This is a genomic window from Crinalium epipsammum PCC 9333 (assembly GCF_000317495.1).
Lineage (GTDB): Bacteria > Cyanobacteriota > Cyanobacteriia > Cyanobacteriales > PCC-9333 > Crinalium > Crinalium epipsammum.
Genome location: NC_019753.1, coordinates 103766 through 120704 on the forward strand (window position 1 = coordinate 103766; position 16939 = coordinate 120704).

At 41.2% G+C, this 16939-nt stretch carries 15 protein-coding genes; 9 read left to right on the top strand and 6 right to left on the bottom strand.

The genetic code is table 11. The features are described from left to right. Positions 1 to 50 precede the first annotated feature (50 nt). The 3 genes from CRI9333_RS00370 to CRI9333_RS00380 all read right to left on the bottom strand — a co-directional run bounded on the left by CRI9333_RS00370 (position 51) and on the right by CRI9333_RS00380 (position 3477). Positions 51 to 1556: a DICT sensory domain-containing protein gene (locus CRI9333_RS00370; RefSeq protein WP_041225806.1), complete on the bottom strand. Its 1506-nt coding sequence runs from the start codon at positions 1554 to 1556 to the stop codon at positions 51 to 53. Positions 1557 to 1691: 135 nt separating this feature from the next. After that, on the bottom strand, positions 1692 to 3173 hold the full coding sequence (locus CRI9333_RS00375) for a UDP-N-acetylmuramoyl-L-alanyl-D-glutamate--2,6-diaminopimelate ligase (protein WP_015201222.1): 1482 nt from the start codon (positions 3171 to 3173) through the stop codon (positions 1692 to 1694). 49 nt (positions 3174 to 3222) lie between these two features. Next, on the bottom strand, positions 3223 to 3477 hold the full coding sequence (locus tag CRI9333_RS00380) for a glutaredoxin family protein (protein ID WP_015201223.1): 255 nt from the start codon (positions 3475 to 3477) through the stop codon (positions 3223 to 3225). 356 nt (positions 3478 to 3833) lie between these two features. Here CRI9333_RS00380 and cysH point away from each other — a divergent pair, with 356 nt between their 5' ends. From cysH to CRI9333_RS00400, 4 genes are all read left to right on the top strand, one after another. Next, on the top strand, positions 3834 to 4565 hold the full coding sequence (gene cysH / locus CRI9333_RS00385; protein ID WP_041226183.1) for a phosphoadenosine phosphosulfate reductase: 732 nt from the start codon (positions 3834 to 3836) through the stop codon (positions 4563 to 4565). A gap of 195 nt (positions 4566 to 4760) precedes the next feature. Continuing rightward, positions 4761 to 6083, top strand: coding sequence for an exonuclease subunit SbcD (gene sbcD / locus CRI9333_RS00390; RefSeq protein ID WP_015201225.1), 1323 nt, complete (start codon positions 4761 to 4763; stop codon positions 6081 to 6083). Between the two features lie 344 nt (positions 6084 to 6427). Continuing rightward, positions 6428 to 8263 (top strand): APC family permease, encoded by a 1836-nt coding sequence (locus tag CRI9333_RS00395; RefSeq protein WP_015201226.1) that lies wholly within the window; start codon positions 6428 to 6430, stop codon positions 8261 to 8263. Between the two features lie 80 nt (positions 8264 to 8343). Further along, a complete protein-coding gene (locus CRI9333_RS00400; protein WP_015201227.1) occupies positions 8344 to 10473 on the top strand; it encodes a single-stranded-DNA-specific exonuclease RecJ in 2130 nt (709 codons plus the stop codon). Between the two features lie 189 nt (positions 10474 to 10662). Here CRI9333_RS00400 and psb30 read toward each other — a convergent pair whose 3' ends face one another. Next, positions 10663 to 10791, bottom strand: coding sequence for a photosystem II reaction center protein Ycf12/Psb30 (psb30, locus tag CRI9333_RS00405; protein WP_015201228.1), 129 nt, complete (start codon positions 10789 to 10791; stop codon positions 10663 to 10665). A gap of 266 nt (positions 10792 to 11057) precedes the next feature. On the opposite strand from psb30, the gene CRI9333_RS00410 reads away from it, so the two are divergent. From CRI9333_RS00410 to CRI9333_RS00420, 3 genes are all read left to right on the top strand, one after another. Further along, on the top strand, positions 11058 to 11408 hold the full coding sequence (locus CRI9333_RS00410) for a YkgJ family cysteine cluster protein (protein ID WP_015201229.1): 351 nt from the start codon (positions 11058 to 11060) through the stop codon (positions 11406 to 11408). Between the two features lie 144 nt (positions 11409 to 11552). Further along, positions 11553 to 11978, top strand: coding sequence for a TMEM165/GDT1 family protein (locus CRI9333_RS00415; protein WP_015201230.1), 426 nt, complete (start codon positions 11553 to 11555; stop codon positions 11976 to 11978). A 118-nt stretch (positions 11979 to 12096) separates the two neighbouring features. Next, positions 12097 to 12390: a TMEM165/GDT1 family protein gene (locus CRI9333_RS00420; RefSeq protein WP_015201231.1), complete on the top strand. Its 294-nt coding sequence runs from the start codon at positions 12097 to 12099 to the stop codon at positions 12388 to 12390. A 156-nt stretch (positions 12391 to 12546) separates the two neighbouring features. Here the strand turns inward: CRI9333_RS00420 and CRI9333_RS00425 are convergent, their stop codons facing one another. Both CRI9333_RS00425 and CRI9333_RS27980 read right to left on the bottom strand, forming a co-directional pair. Then, positions 12547 to 13713 (bottom strand): pyridoxal phosphate-dependent aminotransferase, encoded by a 1167-nt coding sequence (locus tag CRI9333_RS00425; RefSeq protein WP_015201232.1) that lies wholly within the window; start codon positions 13711 to 13713, stop codon positions 12547 to 12549. Beyond that, positions 13710 to 13832, bottom strand: a complete 123-nt coding sequence (locus CRI9333_RS27980; protein WP_269667502.1) for a hypothetical protein — start codon at positions 13830 to 13832, stop codon at positions 13710 to 13712. Before CRI9333_RS27980 ends, CRI9333_RS00425 begins: the two co-directional genes overlap by 4 nt. Before the next feature lie 527 nt (positions 13833 to 14359). Here CRI9333_RS27980 and CRI9333_RS00430 point away from each other — a divergent pair. Both CRI9333_RS00430 and ftsZ read left to right on the top strand, forming a co-directional pair. After that, the gene (locus CRI9333_RS00430; protein WP_015201233.1) at positions 14360 to 15205 is read left to right on the top strand and encodes a cell division protein FtsQ/DivIB; all 846 of its coding nucleotides are present in this window, start codon (positions 14360 to 14362) and stop codon (positions 15203 to 15205) included. Between the two features lie 475 nt (positions 15206 to 15680). Next, positions 15681 to 16937, top strand: a complete 1257-nt coding sequence (gene ftsZ / locus CRI9333_RS00435; protein WP_015201234.1) for a cell division protein FtsZ — start codon at positions 15681 to 15683, stop codon at positions 16935 to 16937. Positions 16938 to 16939 lie beyond the last annotated feature (2 nt).

Below are 16939 nucleotides of genomic sequence, written 5' to 3' on the forward strand. Positions count from 1 at the left end.
ACAATTGCCTGTCAACTAAAAAATAGATGCTTTTGCCCTATTTCTAATAATTAGCTTTGATGATATACAGGCAGTAGCACTTTAAAGTTGGAACCTCCGCCTAACTTGCTATTAACAGAAATAGAACCGCCACAACGTAGTAATAGTTGTTGCACAATTGTCAAGCCTAAGCCAGCGCCAACAGCATCTTCTCCACTTACTGCACGTCCCCGATAAAATCGGTCAAAAATTTTGGGAATTTCATTAGATGCAATTCCAATTCCAGTATCTCGAAATTCTAGCTGGAGATAATCACCCTGAAGTTGTGCTAACACCGAAACTCTTCCACCGGAGGGAGTATATTTGATGCTATTGTGGAGCAAATTAATCACTATCTGCCGCAACCATGTTTCTAAACATAAAACAGGTGGCAAATTATCGGGTACAGTATAGCCAAGTTGAATCCCTTTTTCTTGAGCAAGTGGCTGATAGGTACTAACAACACTTGGTACAATGTCACTTAAGTTTAGTGGTTGTAGAGATATTTGCTCTGTAGCGCGGTCTAGTTGTGATAGTTCCATTAAACCAGTAATCAGGGAATTCTGGCGATCGCACTGTGTCTCCAACATCTGCATATATCGTTGTCGTTGTGTTGGTTTTAATTGCGATGACTCCAGCAATTTTAAAGCTGTTTTCATGCTCGTCAGAGGCGTTTTTAATTCCTGAATCAAATCATTAAGAAACTCATCTTGAGATATTAGTGAGTCTCGCGGGTGGTTTTTTTGCTGTATTAATGTACTCTCTATTGTATTTTTTTCTACAACAGGAGAAGATAAATCAAGATGGCGATCGCCTTTATTCTGCCAAATTTCTTCCTGTCGCTGCACTTGTTTTGCCCACAAGTAATTAAACAGCACAGGATCACAAGTTTCTGGTACTTTAAATAATGAATTCCAATTGCTTAATAAATCTTCAGTAGAAGTAGCCATACCTGTTTTAACAGTTTCAGATTCCTCTACCAATGACTGCGTATCAGAAGGTATTAATGCTGTAGGTATTACCTGTTTAATACCCTCCAAAACTCGCCTTACAGTGCTGTTATCAAAAGCATATATTACCTGCAACTGAGTTTTTTTAGACGATTCCCCAGGTTGCCCTGTTGTCAAGTTGCGGAATCGATGAGCAACAATCACGCTACAAAAATTGTCAGTTAAGACTAACAAAAAGTACTCTTGTCGCAAGTAGCTACTATTGATGATTTGGACAGGAAATATTGAAGCACCTATACCATTTTCTACCCGATCTCTTTCTGGTTGCTTCACATCACATAAATAAATATTTTTTTGGATTGCTACCTGTTTGATGTATTCATCTATCTCTGTTTGCCAAACTTTACCATGTGGGAGTTTTACCAATACAGTTGCAGGTAGTTTTTGCTCAATTAACATATCAATCATCCCCCCTACCATAGATTTCAGCACCGCAGGGCTAACTGAAATATCAGCTAAAGATGGCGCTGTATCTATAGCTAACTGGTAAAGAGAGGTATCCATATTGGGGATGAGGTGATTTTGCATGGCTTTAGTGGTATCTAATATCAGGCTATCTAAGTAGGTGGCATAAATAACCCCTACTCCTCTAAATTATTAATTAAGGTGCAGGGGTGAGACATTATTCTTTTTTGGAGAGGTAGATTGCGTAAGCCCTAAGTTTTACCTTTTGCTTAAAGCATCTCTTGCTTGTTCGCGATCGTCAAAGTGGATTTTTTCAGTTCCCAATATTTGATAATCTTCATGCCCTTTACCAGCAATTAGAACACCATCACCAGGTTTTGCTTCTAAAATAGCTGTTTGAATTGCAGTAGCGCGATCGCTATTTACTATTGGTTTAACTGACTCAGGTATTCCAGCTAAAACATCTTGCAGAATCTTTTCTGGATCTTCAGTACGCGGGTTATCAGAAGTTACCACAACTTGATCGGCAAGTTCGGCTGCAATTGCACCCATCAAAGGACGCTTAGTGCGATCGCGATCGCCTCCACAACCAAACACACAAATCATCTTACCCTGAATAAACGGTCGCGCAGCCTTCAGCAAATTCTCCAAACTATCCGGCGTATGAGCATAATCTACAATCACACTAATATCTTGCTCAGGCGTTATTTGCACCCGTTCCATCCGCCCTGGAACCCCCACAAATTCTGGTAACGCTTGCACCACAGACTCTAGATCCAAGCCTAAATGTAAAATAGTCCCCACTGCGGCAAGTAAGTTTTCCAGATTATACTGACCTACCAACGGCGAAGAAAAAGCCATCTCACCCGCAGGAGTGTGTAGCATTCCACTCACACCTGTTTGCCCATAATTTAGATCGCTAGTCCACAAATCCGCCTTAGAATCGTTAACGCTGTAACTCCAAATTTTTTCTGAGGGTGATTTTTCAATTAACCGCTTTCCGTAATCATCATCTAAATTAATTACAGCGCGACCTTGAAGATATTCAGGGCTAAATAGCAAAGCTTTAGCAGCAAAATAATCTTCCATATCGCGGTGATAGTCCAAATGATCTTGCGTCAAATTGGTAAACACCGCCACTTCAAATGGACAACCTAACACCCTTCCTTGCGCCAGCGCGTGGGAACTAACTTCCATTACCCCCATTTTGCACCCAGCCGCGATCGCATCAGCTAATTGTTTTTGCAATTCCACCGCAAACGGCGTGGTATGTGTAGCAGTTTCCTGATAACCAGACCAACGGGTATATAGTGTACCGAATAAAGCTGTCGGATGCTGTTGATGATTTAGCAGAAATTCAATTAAATGAGTCGTAGTAGTTTTGCCATTTGTACCCGTAACTCCAATCAAATTTAGCTGTCGCCCTGGATAGCCATAAAAAGCCGTCGCTACAGCAGCACAAGCTTGAGTCATATCTGCTGCTGAAATCACACAAGCATCTGCTATGGGATGTTTTTGTGCTGCTTGTGGGGAAACTATAGCAGCGATCGCACCAGAGGCTAAAGCACTATGCCAAAACTCCCCACCATCAACCCTAGTTCCTGGCATCCCAATAAACAAATCCCCTGCCTGACAAGCATGAGAATTAGTTTTCAAGCCTTTAACTTCAGCATCCAACGCCGGATGATTTGGCGTTTCCAACAAATTAGGAACAGTTTCTAGTAACTCTCGTAACTTCATGTCAACAAACCCTCACACAGATCGTATGCGCCTATTGTTAACCATTTCGTTACTGATATTTCTGTAGCATTTGCTCCAACTGTCGCACACTAGCACGGGGAGAAGGACGTGGAAGTTGTTCCTCTCTACCATCTTTTTCCCGATATAACACCGGAACCTCATACTGATAAGCTTGAAACCACTCATCACGATTATTGATATCTCTGACTTCTAACTCAACTTCAATACCTTGTATTTGTTCTAGCTTTTCCTGTAACCCTTCGCAGAGGTGACAACCAACTTTGCTATAAAGTATTAACCGCATTCAATCACACCTTCTTTGAACTTATTGCTTGACATTACAGGCTTTTTAAACAGTACATTTTTTTGATGTATATCTCAGTTTACAGATCAAGAAAATTAATTATAAAAATTGCTACTTCCTTCCCACTAAAAGATTACCGATCATATTCTTCTTCTTCCTTGGCGTTCTTTGCGTCTTGGCGGTTATAAAAATAAATATTCTTTGGGTGGGAAGAGAGTAGTCTACTCAATTGTTTACCTGAGCGAATATTTAGCATAGATAAAAAATAAATCATGGATGTTGCTCAAGATCTTAAAAGCTGTTTCCAAGGTATAATTGACTATACTCAAGATGCGGTTAGACTTAAACACCTACTCATGACCCACTCCACAACATCGGCGGTTCAAATTTCTCAGCTTGACCTGGATGCACTAAACAAGAGATTTGATAAGGCATATCCCAAAGAGATTCTGCGTTGGTGTGTTGAGAATATCCCCAACGGATTTGTGCAGACCAGCGCCTTTAATGTGGATGACATGGTGATTACGGATATTCTCTATCGAGAACTTAAACCAGCCGTCCCAGTGCCAGTGATGTTTCTCGACACACTCTACCACTTCCCACAAAGTTTGGAACTTGTTGCCAAAAGTAAAGAAATCTACAATCTAGATTTAAAGGTTTACAAAACACCAGACGTAAATTCCCGCGAAGAGTTTGCCGCCAAATATGGTGAAGCACTTTGGGATACAGATATTGCCAAATTCCACGATATTACTAAGATTGAACCTCTGCAACGGGGTCTAGCCGAACTGAATACAGTGGCATGGATTACAGGTCGTCGTCGTGACCAAGCTGTGACTCGTGCTGAAATGCCAGTATTTGAGCTAGATTCAAATGGTCGTCTGAAGGTGAATCCTTTAGCGAGTTGGACTCGTAAAGAAAGTTGGGCTTATGTATTTGAGCATGACGTAATTTATAACCCACTGCATGACCAAGGTTATCCCAGCATTGGCGATGAACCAATTACCACACAAGTAAAAGAAGGTGAAGACGAACGCGCTGGTCGTTGGCGTGGAAGTGAAAAAACCGAGTGTGGAATCCACATTTAAGCGATTAGCCATTAGCAATTAGCTTTGAAATCGCTCTTAGGTTAAACCTGAGAGCGATTGGTATATCCTCTGTCTCCTGATAATTGATAAGTGAATATAGTGCAAAAGCCAAATTAAAAATTTGTGTTTTGTTAGTGCTATTAACTTAATTAACGAATAAGCTAAGAGTTAACAGCTAATTGTTAAAAGCTAACAATGATTAAAATCCTCCATCTATCCGACATTCACATGGGAAGTGGTTTTTCCCACGGACGGATTAATCCAGAAACAGGATTAAATACGCGGTTGGAGGATTTTATGAAAACTCTGTCGCTGTGCATAGATAAAGCGATCGCAGAACCTGTAGATCTAGTATTATTTGGTGGCGATGCTTTTCCTGATGCTACGCCGCCGCCTTATGTACAGGAAGCATTTGCCAGTCAATTTCGCCGCTTAGTTGATGCGAAAATTCCTACTGTATTGTTGGTAGGAAATCACGATCAGCATTCACAAGGACAAGGTGGTGCGAGTTTATGTATCTATCGTACATTAGGTGTACCTGGGTTTGTAGTGGGCGATCGCATCGCTACCCATCGCATCCCAACTCGTCACGGTATGGTTCAGGTAATAACGCTTCCTTGGCTGACTCGTTCAGCTTTACTAACTAAACCCGAAACAGAAAATCTTTCCCTAACAGACATTAATAAGTTATTAATAGACCGCCTAGAACCCGTCTTAGAAGGGGAAATTCGCCGTTTAGATCCAGAAGCGCCAACAGTTGTTCTAGCTCACTTAATGGCAGATAACGCCAATTTAGGAGCAGAACGCTTATTAGCAGTCGGTAAAGGCTTTACTATTCCCCTATCCTTACTAATTCGTCCTTGCTTTGACTACGTGGCGTTAGGTCATGTTCACCGTCACCAAAATCTCAATAAATCTAACGATCCCCCTATAATTTATCCTGGTAGCATTGAGCGAGTTGATTTTTCTGAAGAAAAAGAAGATAAAGGCTATATATTACTTGAGCTAGAGAAAGGCAAAGCTCAATGGGAATTCTGTCCTTTACCAGTCCGCACCTTCCGCACCATTGATGTAGACGTATCTTCTTCAGATGACCCACAAGCCGCGCTACTCAAAACTATAGGCAAAAAAGATATCAAAGACGCTGTAGTGCGATTAATTTACAAACTGCGCTCTGAACAACTCGATGAAATTGAGACAGCATCTATACATCAAGCATTAAGTGAAGCTCATATTTATAGTATTCAAGCAGAATTAGTTAGTCAGTTAGCCCGACCTCGTTTGCCAGAACTTGGTTCAAGCGCCAGCATTGACCCAATGGAAGCGTTGAAAACTTATCTTGATAATCGCGAAGACCTTAAAGATATTTCTGGTTATATGGTAGAAGCAGCACAAAGGTTACTAGCTGCTGAGGAAGAAGCATGGTCTAATAGCCTTGATGCTGAGGATGACATAGATAAGTCATCAAAAAAACAGTTGCAGACGAGTAATAAATCAGGTCAACTACGCCTGTTGTAGAAATTTTAGAAAAAAATACTTGTTAATATGCCAGATTTTCAGTAATACTTGCTCATTAGCTAGTTAATCAACTGAGTATACATCTTGCCAAAAGTCCTTGTATTACCCCTTTCTAACCTTCCCCAAAATTCATGTAGAAAGGGAAATTTACTAATCCCGCTTTTACAAGGGGGATTAAGGGTTAATTTTGCGATTTTTGTAAGAAGTATACTCCCTTCCCATTAAAAGATTACCGATTATATTCTTCTTCTTCCTTGGCGTTCTTTGCGTCTTGGCGGTTTATAAAATAGGTATTCGCCATAGTGGGAAGGGAGTAGTGTCAAAACAATATAGGAATATTTGCTATGTCATTGTCTGGGCTTAAGCGAGTGCTGGTAGGTGAAAGCTTGCCAACAAGCGCTCATGCAGAAGAAAGATTAAGTAATGCCGCAGCCTTAGCAGTTCTTTCCTCGGATGCTCTCTCATCCGTTGCTTATGCGACAGAAGAAATTTTATTAGTGCTGGTAGCTGCTGGGAGTGCTGCTCTTAGTTTGTCTCTCCCAATTGCTGCAACGATTATATTGCTGCTAGGAATAGTAATACTGTCGTATCGGCAGACGATTAAAGCTTATCCAATGGGAGGCGGCTCTTACATTGTTGCTCGTGAGAATCTAGGTTTATACCCAGGTTTAGTAGCAGGGGGTTCACTGCTGATTGACTACATCTTGACGGTAACAGTAAGCATTTCTGCGGCTACAGCCGCACTTACCTCCGCCATTCCAGCACTACAACCCTACACAGTAGGACTGTGCGTAATTTTCATATTTTTAGTCATGCTGGCAAATCTGAGGGGGGTCAGAGAATCAGGCAATATTTTCATGGTTCCCACTTATGCCTTTGTTGTCAGTATTTTTGTATTGATTGCGATTGGGTTATTTAAACAATTTACTGGTCATTCACCAGAAGCTTATCCTGCTATTCCAGCCAGTGAATCACTAACTTTATTTTTTGTTTTGAGGGCTTTTTCGGCTGGATGTACAGCATTAACAGGGGTAGAAGCTATTTCAGATGGCGTGTTAGCTTTCAAACCCCCAGAGTGGGAAAATGCCCGCAAAACATTGCTGTACATGGGTGTGGTTCTAGGATTTATGTTTATCGGAATCACTTACTTAGCCCGCAGTTACCACATTGTGCCTGAAGAGGGACAAACAGCAGTGTCTTTATTGGGTCGTCAAATTTTGGGCGATACTAACCCTTTTTATTACTTTATCCAAATAGCTACGCTGTTGATCTTACTTTTAGCAGCTAATACTAGCTATGCGGATTTTCCCAGATTAGGTTACTTTTTGGCGCGTGATGGTTTTTTGCCAAGACAATTAGCCCTGTTAGGCGATCGCTTAGTTTACTCTAATGGCATTATTGTCTTAAGTATTAGTGCTGCTTTGTTAATCATGGTCTTTAAGGGTGAAGTCAACGCAATTATTCCCTTATATGCAGTGGGCGTATTCACTTCCTTTACCCTATCCCAAGCGGGAATGGTAGTTCACTGGTACAAAGAAAAGGCACCTAACTGGGTTGCGGGCGCTGTGATGAACGGTTTAGGCACAACAGCGACAGCAGTTGTTTTGGCAGTAATTGTCACCACTAAATTTTCGGGCGGTGCTTGGTTAGTTGTTGTGGCGATTCCTTTATTAGTCGGCTTATTTGTAGCAATTAATCGTCACTATAAATATGTAGCACAGCGACTTAGCCTTCAAGATTTACCACCTAGAAATTATATTCCCAGACCTAAAACTGAAGTTGTTACTCATCCGGCAATTGTGATTGTAGGACAACTAAATCGAGGAACAGTAGAAGCGTTAGATTATGCTCGTAGTATTGCCGATGAAATTGTAGCTATTAATGTTGATATTGGTAATGCAGACAGAGAAAAACTACAACAAAAATGGCAACAGTTTGTGCCAGATATTCCTTTACATCTTCTGGACTCTCCTTATCGCTCAGTAGTTGAGCCAATTTTAGATTTTGTTAGCGAGTATGAAGATAAACACCCTGGGGTGTTGTTTACAGTCATTATTCCTACTTTTGTGACACGAAATTGGTGGGAGGGTTTTTTACACAACCAAACGGCTTTCTTTTTAAAGCAATCTTTACGCGCTCAAAAAAGTCGAGTGGTTACTACTGTAAGGTATTACCTCTAAATCATTCATCATTAGTAATAAGACATTGCCTTGATTACTAATGATGGTTTTTAACTGATACTTAATTATTGTTAATTGATATGAAATTGCCTAATCATCGTTGGCAGATTGCCCCTGCCCAGGTAGAATTAGCTCAAAAATTAGCGGAAGTTACCCATCTCTCACCCCTAATAGCCCAAGTATTAATTAATCGTGGGATAGAAACGCCAGAACAAGCGCAGTTGTACTTAAATCCCGAATCATCGGTATTACCTGCGCCAGTTGATGAGTTTCCCGATTTAGCAATGAGTGTCGAGTTGTTAAAGGAAGCGATCGCAACTAAACAAAAAATTGCTATCTGTGGTGACTATGATGCTGATGGTATGACTAGCACTGCTTTATTACTTAGAGCATTACGCTGGTTAGATGCCCAAGTAGATTATGCCATCCCTAGTCGGATGAAAGATGGCTACGGCATCAATATCCGAATTGTCGAAGAATTTTATGCTGAAGGTGTCCAACTAATTCTCACTGTAGATAATGGCATTTCCGCAGTAGAACCAATTGCGAGGGCGCGAGAACTCGGCATCAAAGTTATTATCACAGATCACCACGATCTCCCCTCAGTACTACCTCCAGCTGATGCTATCCTCAATCCCAAACTAATTCCTGAATCTTCTCCCTATCGTGGTGTAGCTGGAGTAGGAGTTGCTTATATTTTGGCAGTTTGTCTTGCTCAAAGTTTAGGTAAACATCAAGGATTAATTACACAGCTACTAGAATTATTTACCCTTGGAACCATTGCAGATTTAGCACCCCTCACAGGGGTTAACCGTCGCTGGTTAAAACGAGGTTTACGACTACTACCCGAATCTCAAATTACAGGCGTACAAGCTTTAATCCAGATAGCAGGGGTACAACAGTCAACAGATAACTCTACAAAAGAAAACCCCAACTCCAACACTACCCAAGCAAATATCAAGGGTAAAGTTGAAAACACAAATCCCAAATGCCTTAAACCAGAAGATATTGGTTTTCGCCTTGGTCCTCGCATTAATGCTATAGGAAGACTTGCTGATCCCCAAATTGTGATCGACCTCCTCACGACAACAGACATGGGAATAGCACTAGAGAGGGCGATGCAGTGCGAACAAATCAACCGACACAGACAGCAACTTTGTGAACAAATTGAACTTAGTGCGATCTCGCACATCGAAACCAATCACCTCAACCTACACCAGCAAAGGATCTTACTAATAGTCCAACCCGATTGGCATCATGGTGTAATAGGCATAGTCGCCTCTCGTCTCCTAGAACGCTACGGCGTACCAGTCTTCATTGGCACCTACGAACACCCAGCAACCCATGACAATGAATTAACCCCACATCCCACAGATAACCCATCCGCTACATCCGCTACAAAATCCGTTGCCAGGGAGATTCGTGGTTCAGCAAGAGGAATTCCTGAATTCCACATCTTTGAAGCCTTAGAATATTGCAAAGATTTACTAACTAAATATGGTGGACATAAAGCAGCAGGTGGATTTTCTTTCCCTGCCGAAAACTTAGAAGAATTGCGATCGCGCTTAAGCGAATTTGCTCACCAATGCTTAGAACCAGAACATCTCAAACCTCTAATTTCTATAGATGCCCAAGCTAACTTAGAACAAATCAATTTAGATTTATACCAACAAATTGATGCCTTACATCCCTGTGGAATTGAAAACCCTGACCCTATTTTCTGGACTTCTAATGTTCGAGTAATCGAGCAACAACAAGTTGGCAAAGGTCATATTAAACTAACTCTTTCATCAAATAACCCACCATTCCCAATTAAAGCAATAGCATGGCGCTGGAGCGAGTATTTACCTCTACCATCACGAGTAGATATAGCCTACAAATTACGCCAAAACACTTGGAATGGTAACACTAGCATCGAGCTAGAATTAGTCAGCATTCGACCTGTAGCAATAACTTCAGCATTATCAATTCATCATAGTGCTGAGTTTGATTACAATCAACGCCAATATAGCTGTAGCCTGTCTGAATCGTTACAAGAAATCAGAATTCAAAATCCTGAAGGCAAAATTCTAGCAGTTCAAAAAGGACAAAAAACCGGAATTTTGGCTAAAACGCCAGAACATACTTCTGAAGTCGATATTACAAAACCGCCTTATTATTCACTAATAAAAGCGGCTATGAGTGCTTTAAAAATCCCTACCAATCAATGAACAATGATCAATGAATATTTTTTACCTTGCTTGCCACGCACCTTAAGTTATGAATAAAAAAATTCAATATTTAAACTTCAATCGCAAAAGTAGTGGGTGACTTAATAATTGTTGATTGTTAATTGATTATGAGCTATGAGGGTTGAGTTAAAATTTACAACTCAAAACTCATAACTCAAAATTCTCTATTTACAGGTTGCCACGTACTGCTGCCAATACGAAGATAACCGCAGGACCAGCAATTACGATCAACGCTAGCATGGATAGTTGAGCAATAACTTCCCAGTTGATATTGCCTAATGCACTGAAAATCTCCATTGTTCCTCCCGAATGGCTCCAACTAATTAGATGGCTGATCTTCTAAAATTAGCCATATCATTTTACCTAGCTAATGCCAGACTAATTTAAGAAATTTTACAAAAATATAAACAAATATATAAAAGCATAAAACTGGTTTTTTGACCAAAAAGATCTCAAAATTCATCTGGGACGAGTGCAACAGTGGCTCAAAAGCCTTTAGGCGTTGAGAACAAAAAAACGTTAAGCTCATTGTGGCAATAACTTTTTCAGCCGAAGAGTGAACTATGGGGACTTGGCTTTGTGTAAAGGAATGTGGAGCTTGCTGTAATCTTGACCCAACTGATCGACCAGATTTGGATCAATATTTATCTCCAGAAGAATTAGAACTCTATTTAAGTATGGTTGGTGAAGGCGGATGGTGTGTAAATTTTGACCACATCAAGCGGGAATGCCGCATATATGAAGATCGTCCTCGCTTTTGTCGCGTAGAAGCAGATGTATTTGCAGATTTATATGGGGTTGAATCAGAGGAGTTAAACGAGTTTGCCATTGAGTGTTGTCGCCAGCAGATAGAGGGAGTTTATGGCGATCGCAGTTTAGAAATGATTCGCTTTAACCGTGAAGTAGGCATTTAACTAAGAGAGAGAGGAGAGAGGGGAGAGGGGAGAGGGGAGAGGGGTAAGGAGTGATTAATTATCAATGACCCATCTTGATATTTTTGCCACTTATCTGAGAAAATGAAAAAAATATGAAAATTTAGCGCAAAACATAATAGAAGAGTGAAAAGTTCCACTTTGCCTTCTCGCCTGCCCATTTTAGAAATTACGGCTAACTCTGAGTCAGTCACGCCAATTGCTACAGTGTCATCTTTACAGGCGACATCTACTCAAAGCCCAAAGCAGCAAGCTAAGGCAAAAACGGGTGAAGTATGGGGTGTGTTTACTTCTACATTCTTCACAATCTTTCTAGCGGAAATGGGAGATAAAACCCAGTTAGCTACTTTGCTAATGAGTGCAGAATCTCAATCTCCCTGGTTAGTTTTTGCTGGTGCTGGTACTGCACTAATTGCAACAAGCTTAGTAGGTGTTCTACTAGGGCGGTGGTTAGCTAAGTGCCTTTCTCCTAAAACTCTAGATGCGTCAGCCGCAGCACTCTTACTCTTCATTGCTGTGACACTGCTATGGGATGTGGTAAATTATCAATGAACAATTATCAATTACTCCAAAACTTTTGCCAATAAACGCATGAAAATCACAAACTTTTTAATTTGATATAACTAAAGTTAAGGGCTGATAGGCTGTAATTGTTAATTGTTAATTGTTTATGGATTGGCAACTTTTAGGACTAAGTTTTATTACTGTATTTGTGGCAGAAATTGGAGATAAAAGCCAATTAGCAGCGATCGCACTTGGTGGTAGTTCCAAGTCACCCCGCGCGGTATTTTTTGGTTCAGTGACAGCACTACTGCTGGCTAGCTTTTTGGGAGTGCTGGCGGGCGGGCAGATGGCAACTTTATTACCTGCACGTATACTTAAGGCGATCGCCGCTATTGGGTTTGCTTTGATGGCTGTACGACTGCTATGGCACGAAAAAGATTTACCAGAAGACCAAGATTAATAGGATTTACAAATTTTATTCTCCCAAATCGGGCTACAGATAAGCTTATTTTCCGGTAGGGGCGGGTTGGCAGACTAAATCAATTATTTACAGATATCCTGATTAAACCCGCCCTGACGCATAGCTTTTCAGCCCTACCTCCAAAGCTAAGATCGCCTATAAATGCGATCGCACAAATTTCTCTAACCTATCGATCCCCTTTTCAATTGTGGGTGTGTCTGTCGCATAAGAAAGGCGGATATGATCGTCAGCCCCAAAAGCGATCCCTGGAATCACAGCAACTCGCTCTTGTTCTAGCAAAGCATCGCAAAACTCCAAAGATGTCATACCTGTCTTGCTAATATTGGCAAACAGATAAAATGCCCCATCAGGTTTAACAGTAATTAAACCTGGAATAGCGTTAAGCCGCTCTAGCATTACCTGCCGTCTTTGAGCAAAAGCTTGCCGCATCTGTTCTACACAATCTTGTGAACCTTCCACAGCAGCGATCGCACCATACTGAGCAAAAGTACAAACATTTGACGTACTGTGGCTTTGAATGGTTGTCACAGCCTTAATAATCTCTGCTGAACCTGCCAGATAGCCTAAACGCCAACCAGTCATAGAATAAGCTTTAGCAAATCCATTACTGATAATAGTACGTGCAAAAATTTCTGATCCTAGTGACCCAATACTGATGTGCTGAGTATCGTCGTAGATAATTTTTTCGTAGATTTCATCAGAAACGACCAAAATATCTTTCTCAACGATTACCTCTGCCAAAGCTTTAATTTCTGCTGGCGTATAAACGGCTCCTGTAGGGTTAGAAGGAGAGTTAAGGATAAATAACTTAGTTTGCGCCGTAATTGCTTGTCGCAGTTGATCGGGAGTGATTTTATAACCACTTTGATCATCGGTAGATACAATCACTGGCTTACCACTAGCCAGCTTAACCATATCTGGATAACTTACCCAGTATGGCGCGGGGATAATTACCTCATCACCTGGATCTAGCAACGCCAGCATCAAGTTAAATAAGGAATGTTTGCCACCGTTAGTCACAATTACATTTTTGGCATTGTAGTCTAGGTGGTTATCGGTGCGAAGCTTATGAGCGATCGCTTCCCGTAACTTTGGCTCACCTGCTGCTGGTCCATACTTCGTTTTACCAGAATCTATAGCCTGTTTAGCTGCGGCTTTAATATGCTCTGGCGTATCGAAATCTGGTTCACCCGCGCTGAAACTACAAATATCAATTCCTTCCGCCTTCATTGCCTTAGCTTTAGCGGAAATTATCAGTGTTAAAGAAGGAGTTACCTGACCAACTCGTGCTGCCAGCTTCATGCTTTATAAACCCAAGAGACTATATTTCGCGATCGCGCTTTGCCACTGTTACCACCTAACTTAATCGGAAAGTGCGAAACTGTAACGTCTAGGCATTTGCCAAATGTATAATTTTTCATAAGATCTCGCAATCCTGCTAATGAATACTATATTTTTGACTTTTTGGCACTGATCGCCCAGATGTGAGTATCAACACCTAGTTTATCGGAAATATTTACCCCAAAAACTCATCCTGCTAGCAGTCTAGATTACCGCACTACAGTCGCCCGTTTTTGCCACGTCTCTTGGATAATTATCTAGTTTTTCTGACAATTTTTGCGCTATCCATAACAGTCTGATCGCTGTCCACCAGACTCTTCATAACTTGCCTAGCTTAATCTGACTTAAAGCCTTAATATCAATATAAGATTAGAAGTCTTAATTTATCTGCCTAAATTTACCGTCTAAAATATTTACTCCTACATCATCATTTTTGCTACAGATAGTAATATTGTCTCTGGTTGATTCCCCATAGTTATGAATAATGCACCAAATCCCCTGGAAGCAGATAAATTGTAATTATGGTTAATTAACTCGACTAGATCCGAATCTCTGCAAGCAGAGAACAGCGCCTTAAGTACATAACCTTTGGTTAAACTTGCATTTGATGACTAGCTTCTATCCATCAGTTTCTAGAACCCAATTAATCCAGCGTCGCCACCAGTTGCGGCGCGAACGTCAAATTAAGTCTTTGCAGTCGATCTGGCGGGCACTGTTTCTCAGTAGTCTGGCTGGTAGTTTAATTTGGGTAACAGCGCAACCTAATTGGATCATTCGTAAGCCAGGGCAAATTGCTGTTGATGGTAATCAATTGCTCTCCGCTCAAACTATTCGATCGCTTTTACCCCTGACATATCCTCAGTCATTGCTGCGTGTACAACCAGACATTTTAGCTTCATATTTAGAGTCACAAGCCCCAATTGCTGAGGCGACCGTCACCCGCAAACTATTGCCCCCTAGCTTAAACATCCAAATCAAAGAGCGACAGCCAGTAGCGATCGCACTCTCCCCTAGCAGCAATTTACGCAAATCTAATTTGGCTACCTCGCACTCGCCATCTCTACAGGGACAGGCAGAGTTGTTGGATCAGCAAGGAGTGCTGATCTCAATGGATAGTTATAAAGATATTCAACCGCCTCATCAGTTGCCAACTTTAAAAGTTATTGGCTTTAGCGATCGCCTACGTCCATACTGGTCTCAAATTTACCAAGCAATCAATCATAGCCCAGTCAAGGTTTTAGAGATTGATTGCCAAAATCCCGCTAACCTAATTATTGAAACCGAACTAGGAAAAGTGCATTTGGGTCCTTACAGTTCCATGCTATCTGAACAACTCAATATGCTTGATAGAATGCGTGAACTCCCAGCGCATATTAAAGGAAGTGAGATGGCTTATATTGATTTGAAAAATCCTGAGTCACCCTCAATTCAAATGACCAAAGGCAAGAGCTAACCTCATGGACAGATTAATTTAATGATTAAATTCTTAAGATCTTATTGCTACTTCTAGTTTAGTTACTTGAAAATCTTAACGCTCAGGCTAAAAAGATTTTATAAAATCTGCCCATCAATGATTTTTTCTGTTTTCCACAATTATGGAGTCAAAAACTTAATAATGAGCTAAATGATTAATCAACTGAGTACTCGTGCAAGCAAATTACACACGGCTAAATCATATAAATAATCTATCTATATGATGAAATCCTAATATTCAAACAACCAATCATCAGGATATTCTATGTCATTCATAGCACTAATTTTTATGTTTGAGCCTAAAATCAATAATATATAATTTAGGTTAAAACCTTGATTTAGGTTAAAACCTTAATTAAATGTGTATTTTTGTTACAAAAATATATAACATAACATAGTTGACTGTTATCGCTAAATCAAACTAAAAAGTTGTTTATCTACCATTTTCTCTTGCAATGACGCTTGATAGTAAACTAGGGCTTAACCGTCAAAATTCTGATAATTCAGGAAACTCAGGTCTTTCACTCGCCGTGAACAACTCAAATCCGTTTAATAACTCCGGGTATTTAGGCTCCACTTATGATTCTAGAAACACCCCCATAGAAGAGTCCAGGAGTGACAATATCGTGCCTAGCAGCGTCGCCAAAATAAAAGTCATTGGTGTTGGTGGGGGCGGAGGCAATGCTGTTAACCGCATGATTGCCAGTGACTTGAATGGGGTTGAATTTTGGACTCTAAATACCGATGCCCAAGCTTTATCCCATTCGTCTGCTCCCAAACGCTTACAAGTAGGGCAAAAATTAACCCGAGGTCTTGGCGCGGGTGGAAATCCAGCTATTGGTCAAAAAGCTGCCGAGGAATCTCGTGATGATATTGCCGCAGCCCTAGATGGTACTGATTTAGTATTCATCACTGCTGGAATGGGAGGTGGTACTGGTACAGGTGCTGCCCCAGTTGTGGCAGAAGTAGCAAAAGAGATGGGAGCCTTAACAGTTGGCGTGGTAACGCGCCCTTTCCTGTTTGAGGGTCGCCGTCGCACCAGCCAAGCTGAGGAAGGTATTGCGGCATTACAAGGACGAGTAGATACCCTAATTGTGATCCCTAACGATAAGTTGCTATCAGTAATTTCGGAACAAACCCCAGTCCAAGAAGCATTTCGAGTAGCGGATGATATCCTGCGCCAGGGTGTTCAGGGGATTTCAGATATTATTACTATTCCTGGTTTAGTGAACGTAGATTTTGCCGATGTCCGTGCAGTGATGGCAGACGCGGGTTCTGCACTGATGGGTATTGGGATTGGTTCTGGAAAATCAAGAGCAAGAGAGGCGGCGATGGCGGCTATTTCTTCTCCCTTACTAGAGTCTTCTGTAGAAGGAGCTAGAGGAGTTGTATTTAATATTACTGGCGGTAGCGATCTCACGCTCCACGAAGTAAATGCTGCGGCAGAAACCATTTATGAAGTTGTTGATCCCAACGCCAATATCATTTTCGGGGCGGTGATTGATGACAGGTTGCAAGGTGAAATCAGAATTACTGTAATTGCTACTGGTTTTACTGGTGAAACTCAAGCCGCAGCACCCGCAGCTAGGGCAACGACACCTCCGAAGCGATCAATGGGCAATCCGCCCCCTTCTACTCCAGCAATTGATCCTAGACTTCCACAGGGATTGGATATTCCTGATTTTCTTCGGAATCGGCGACCTCCTCGTTAATG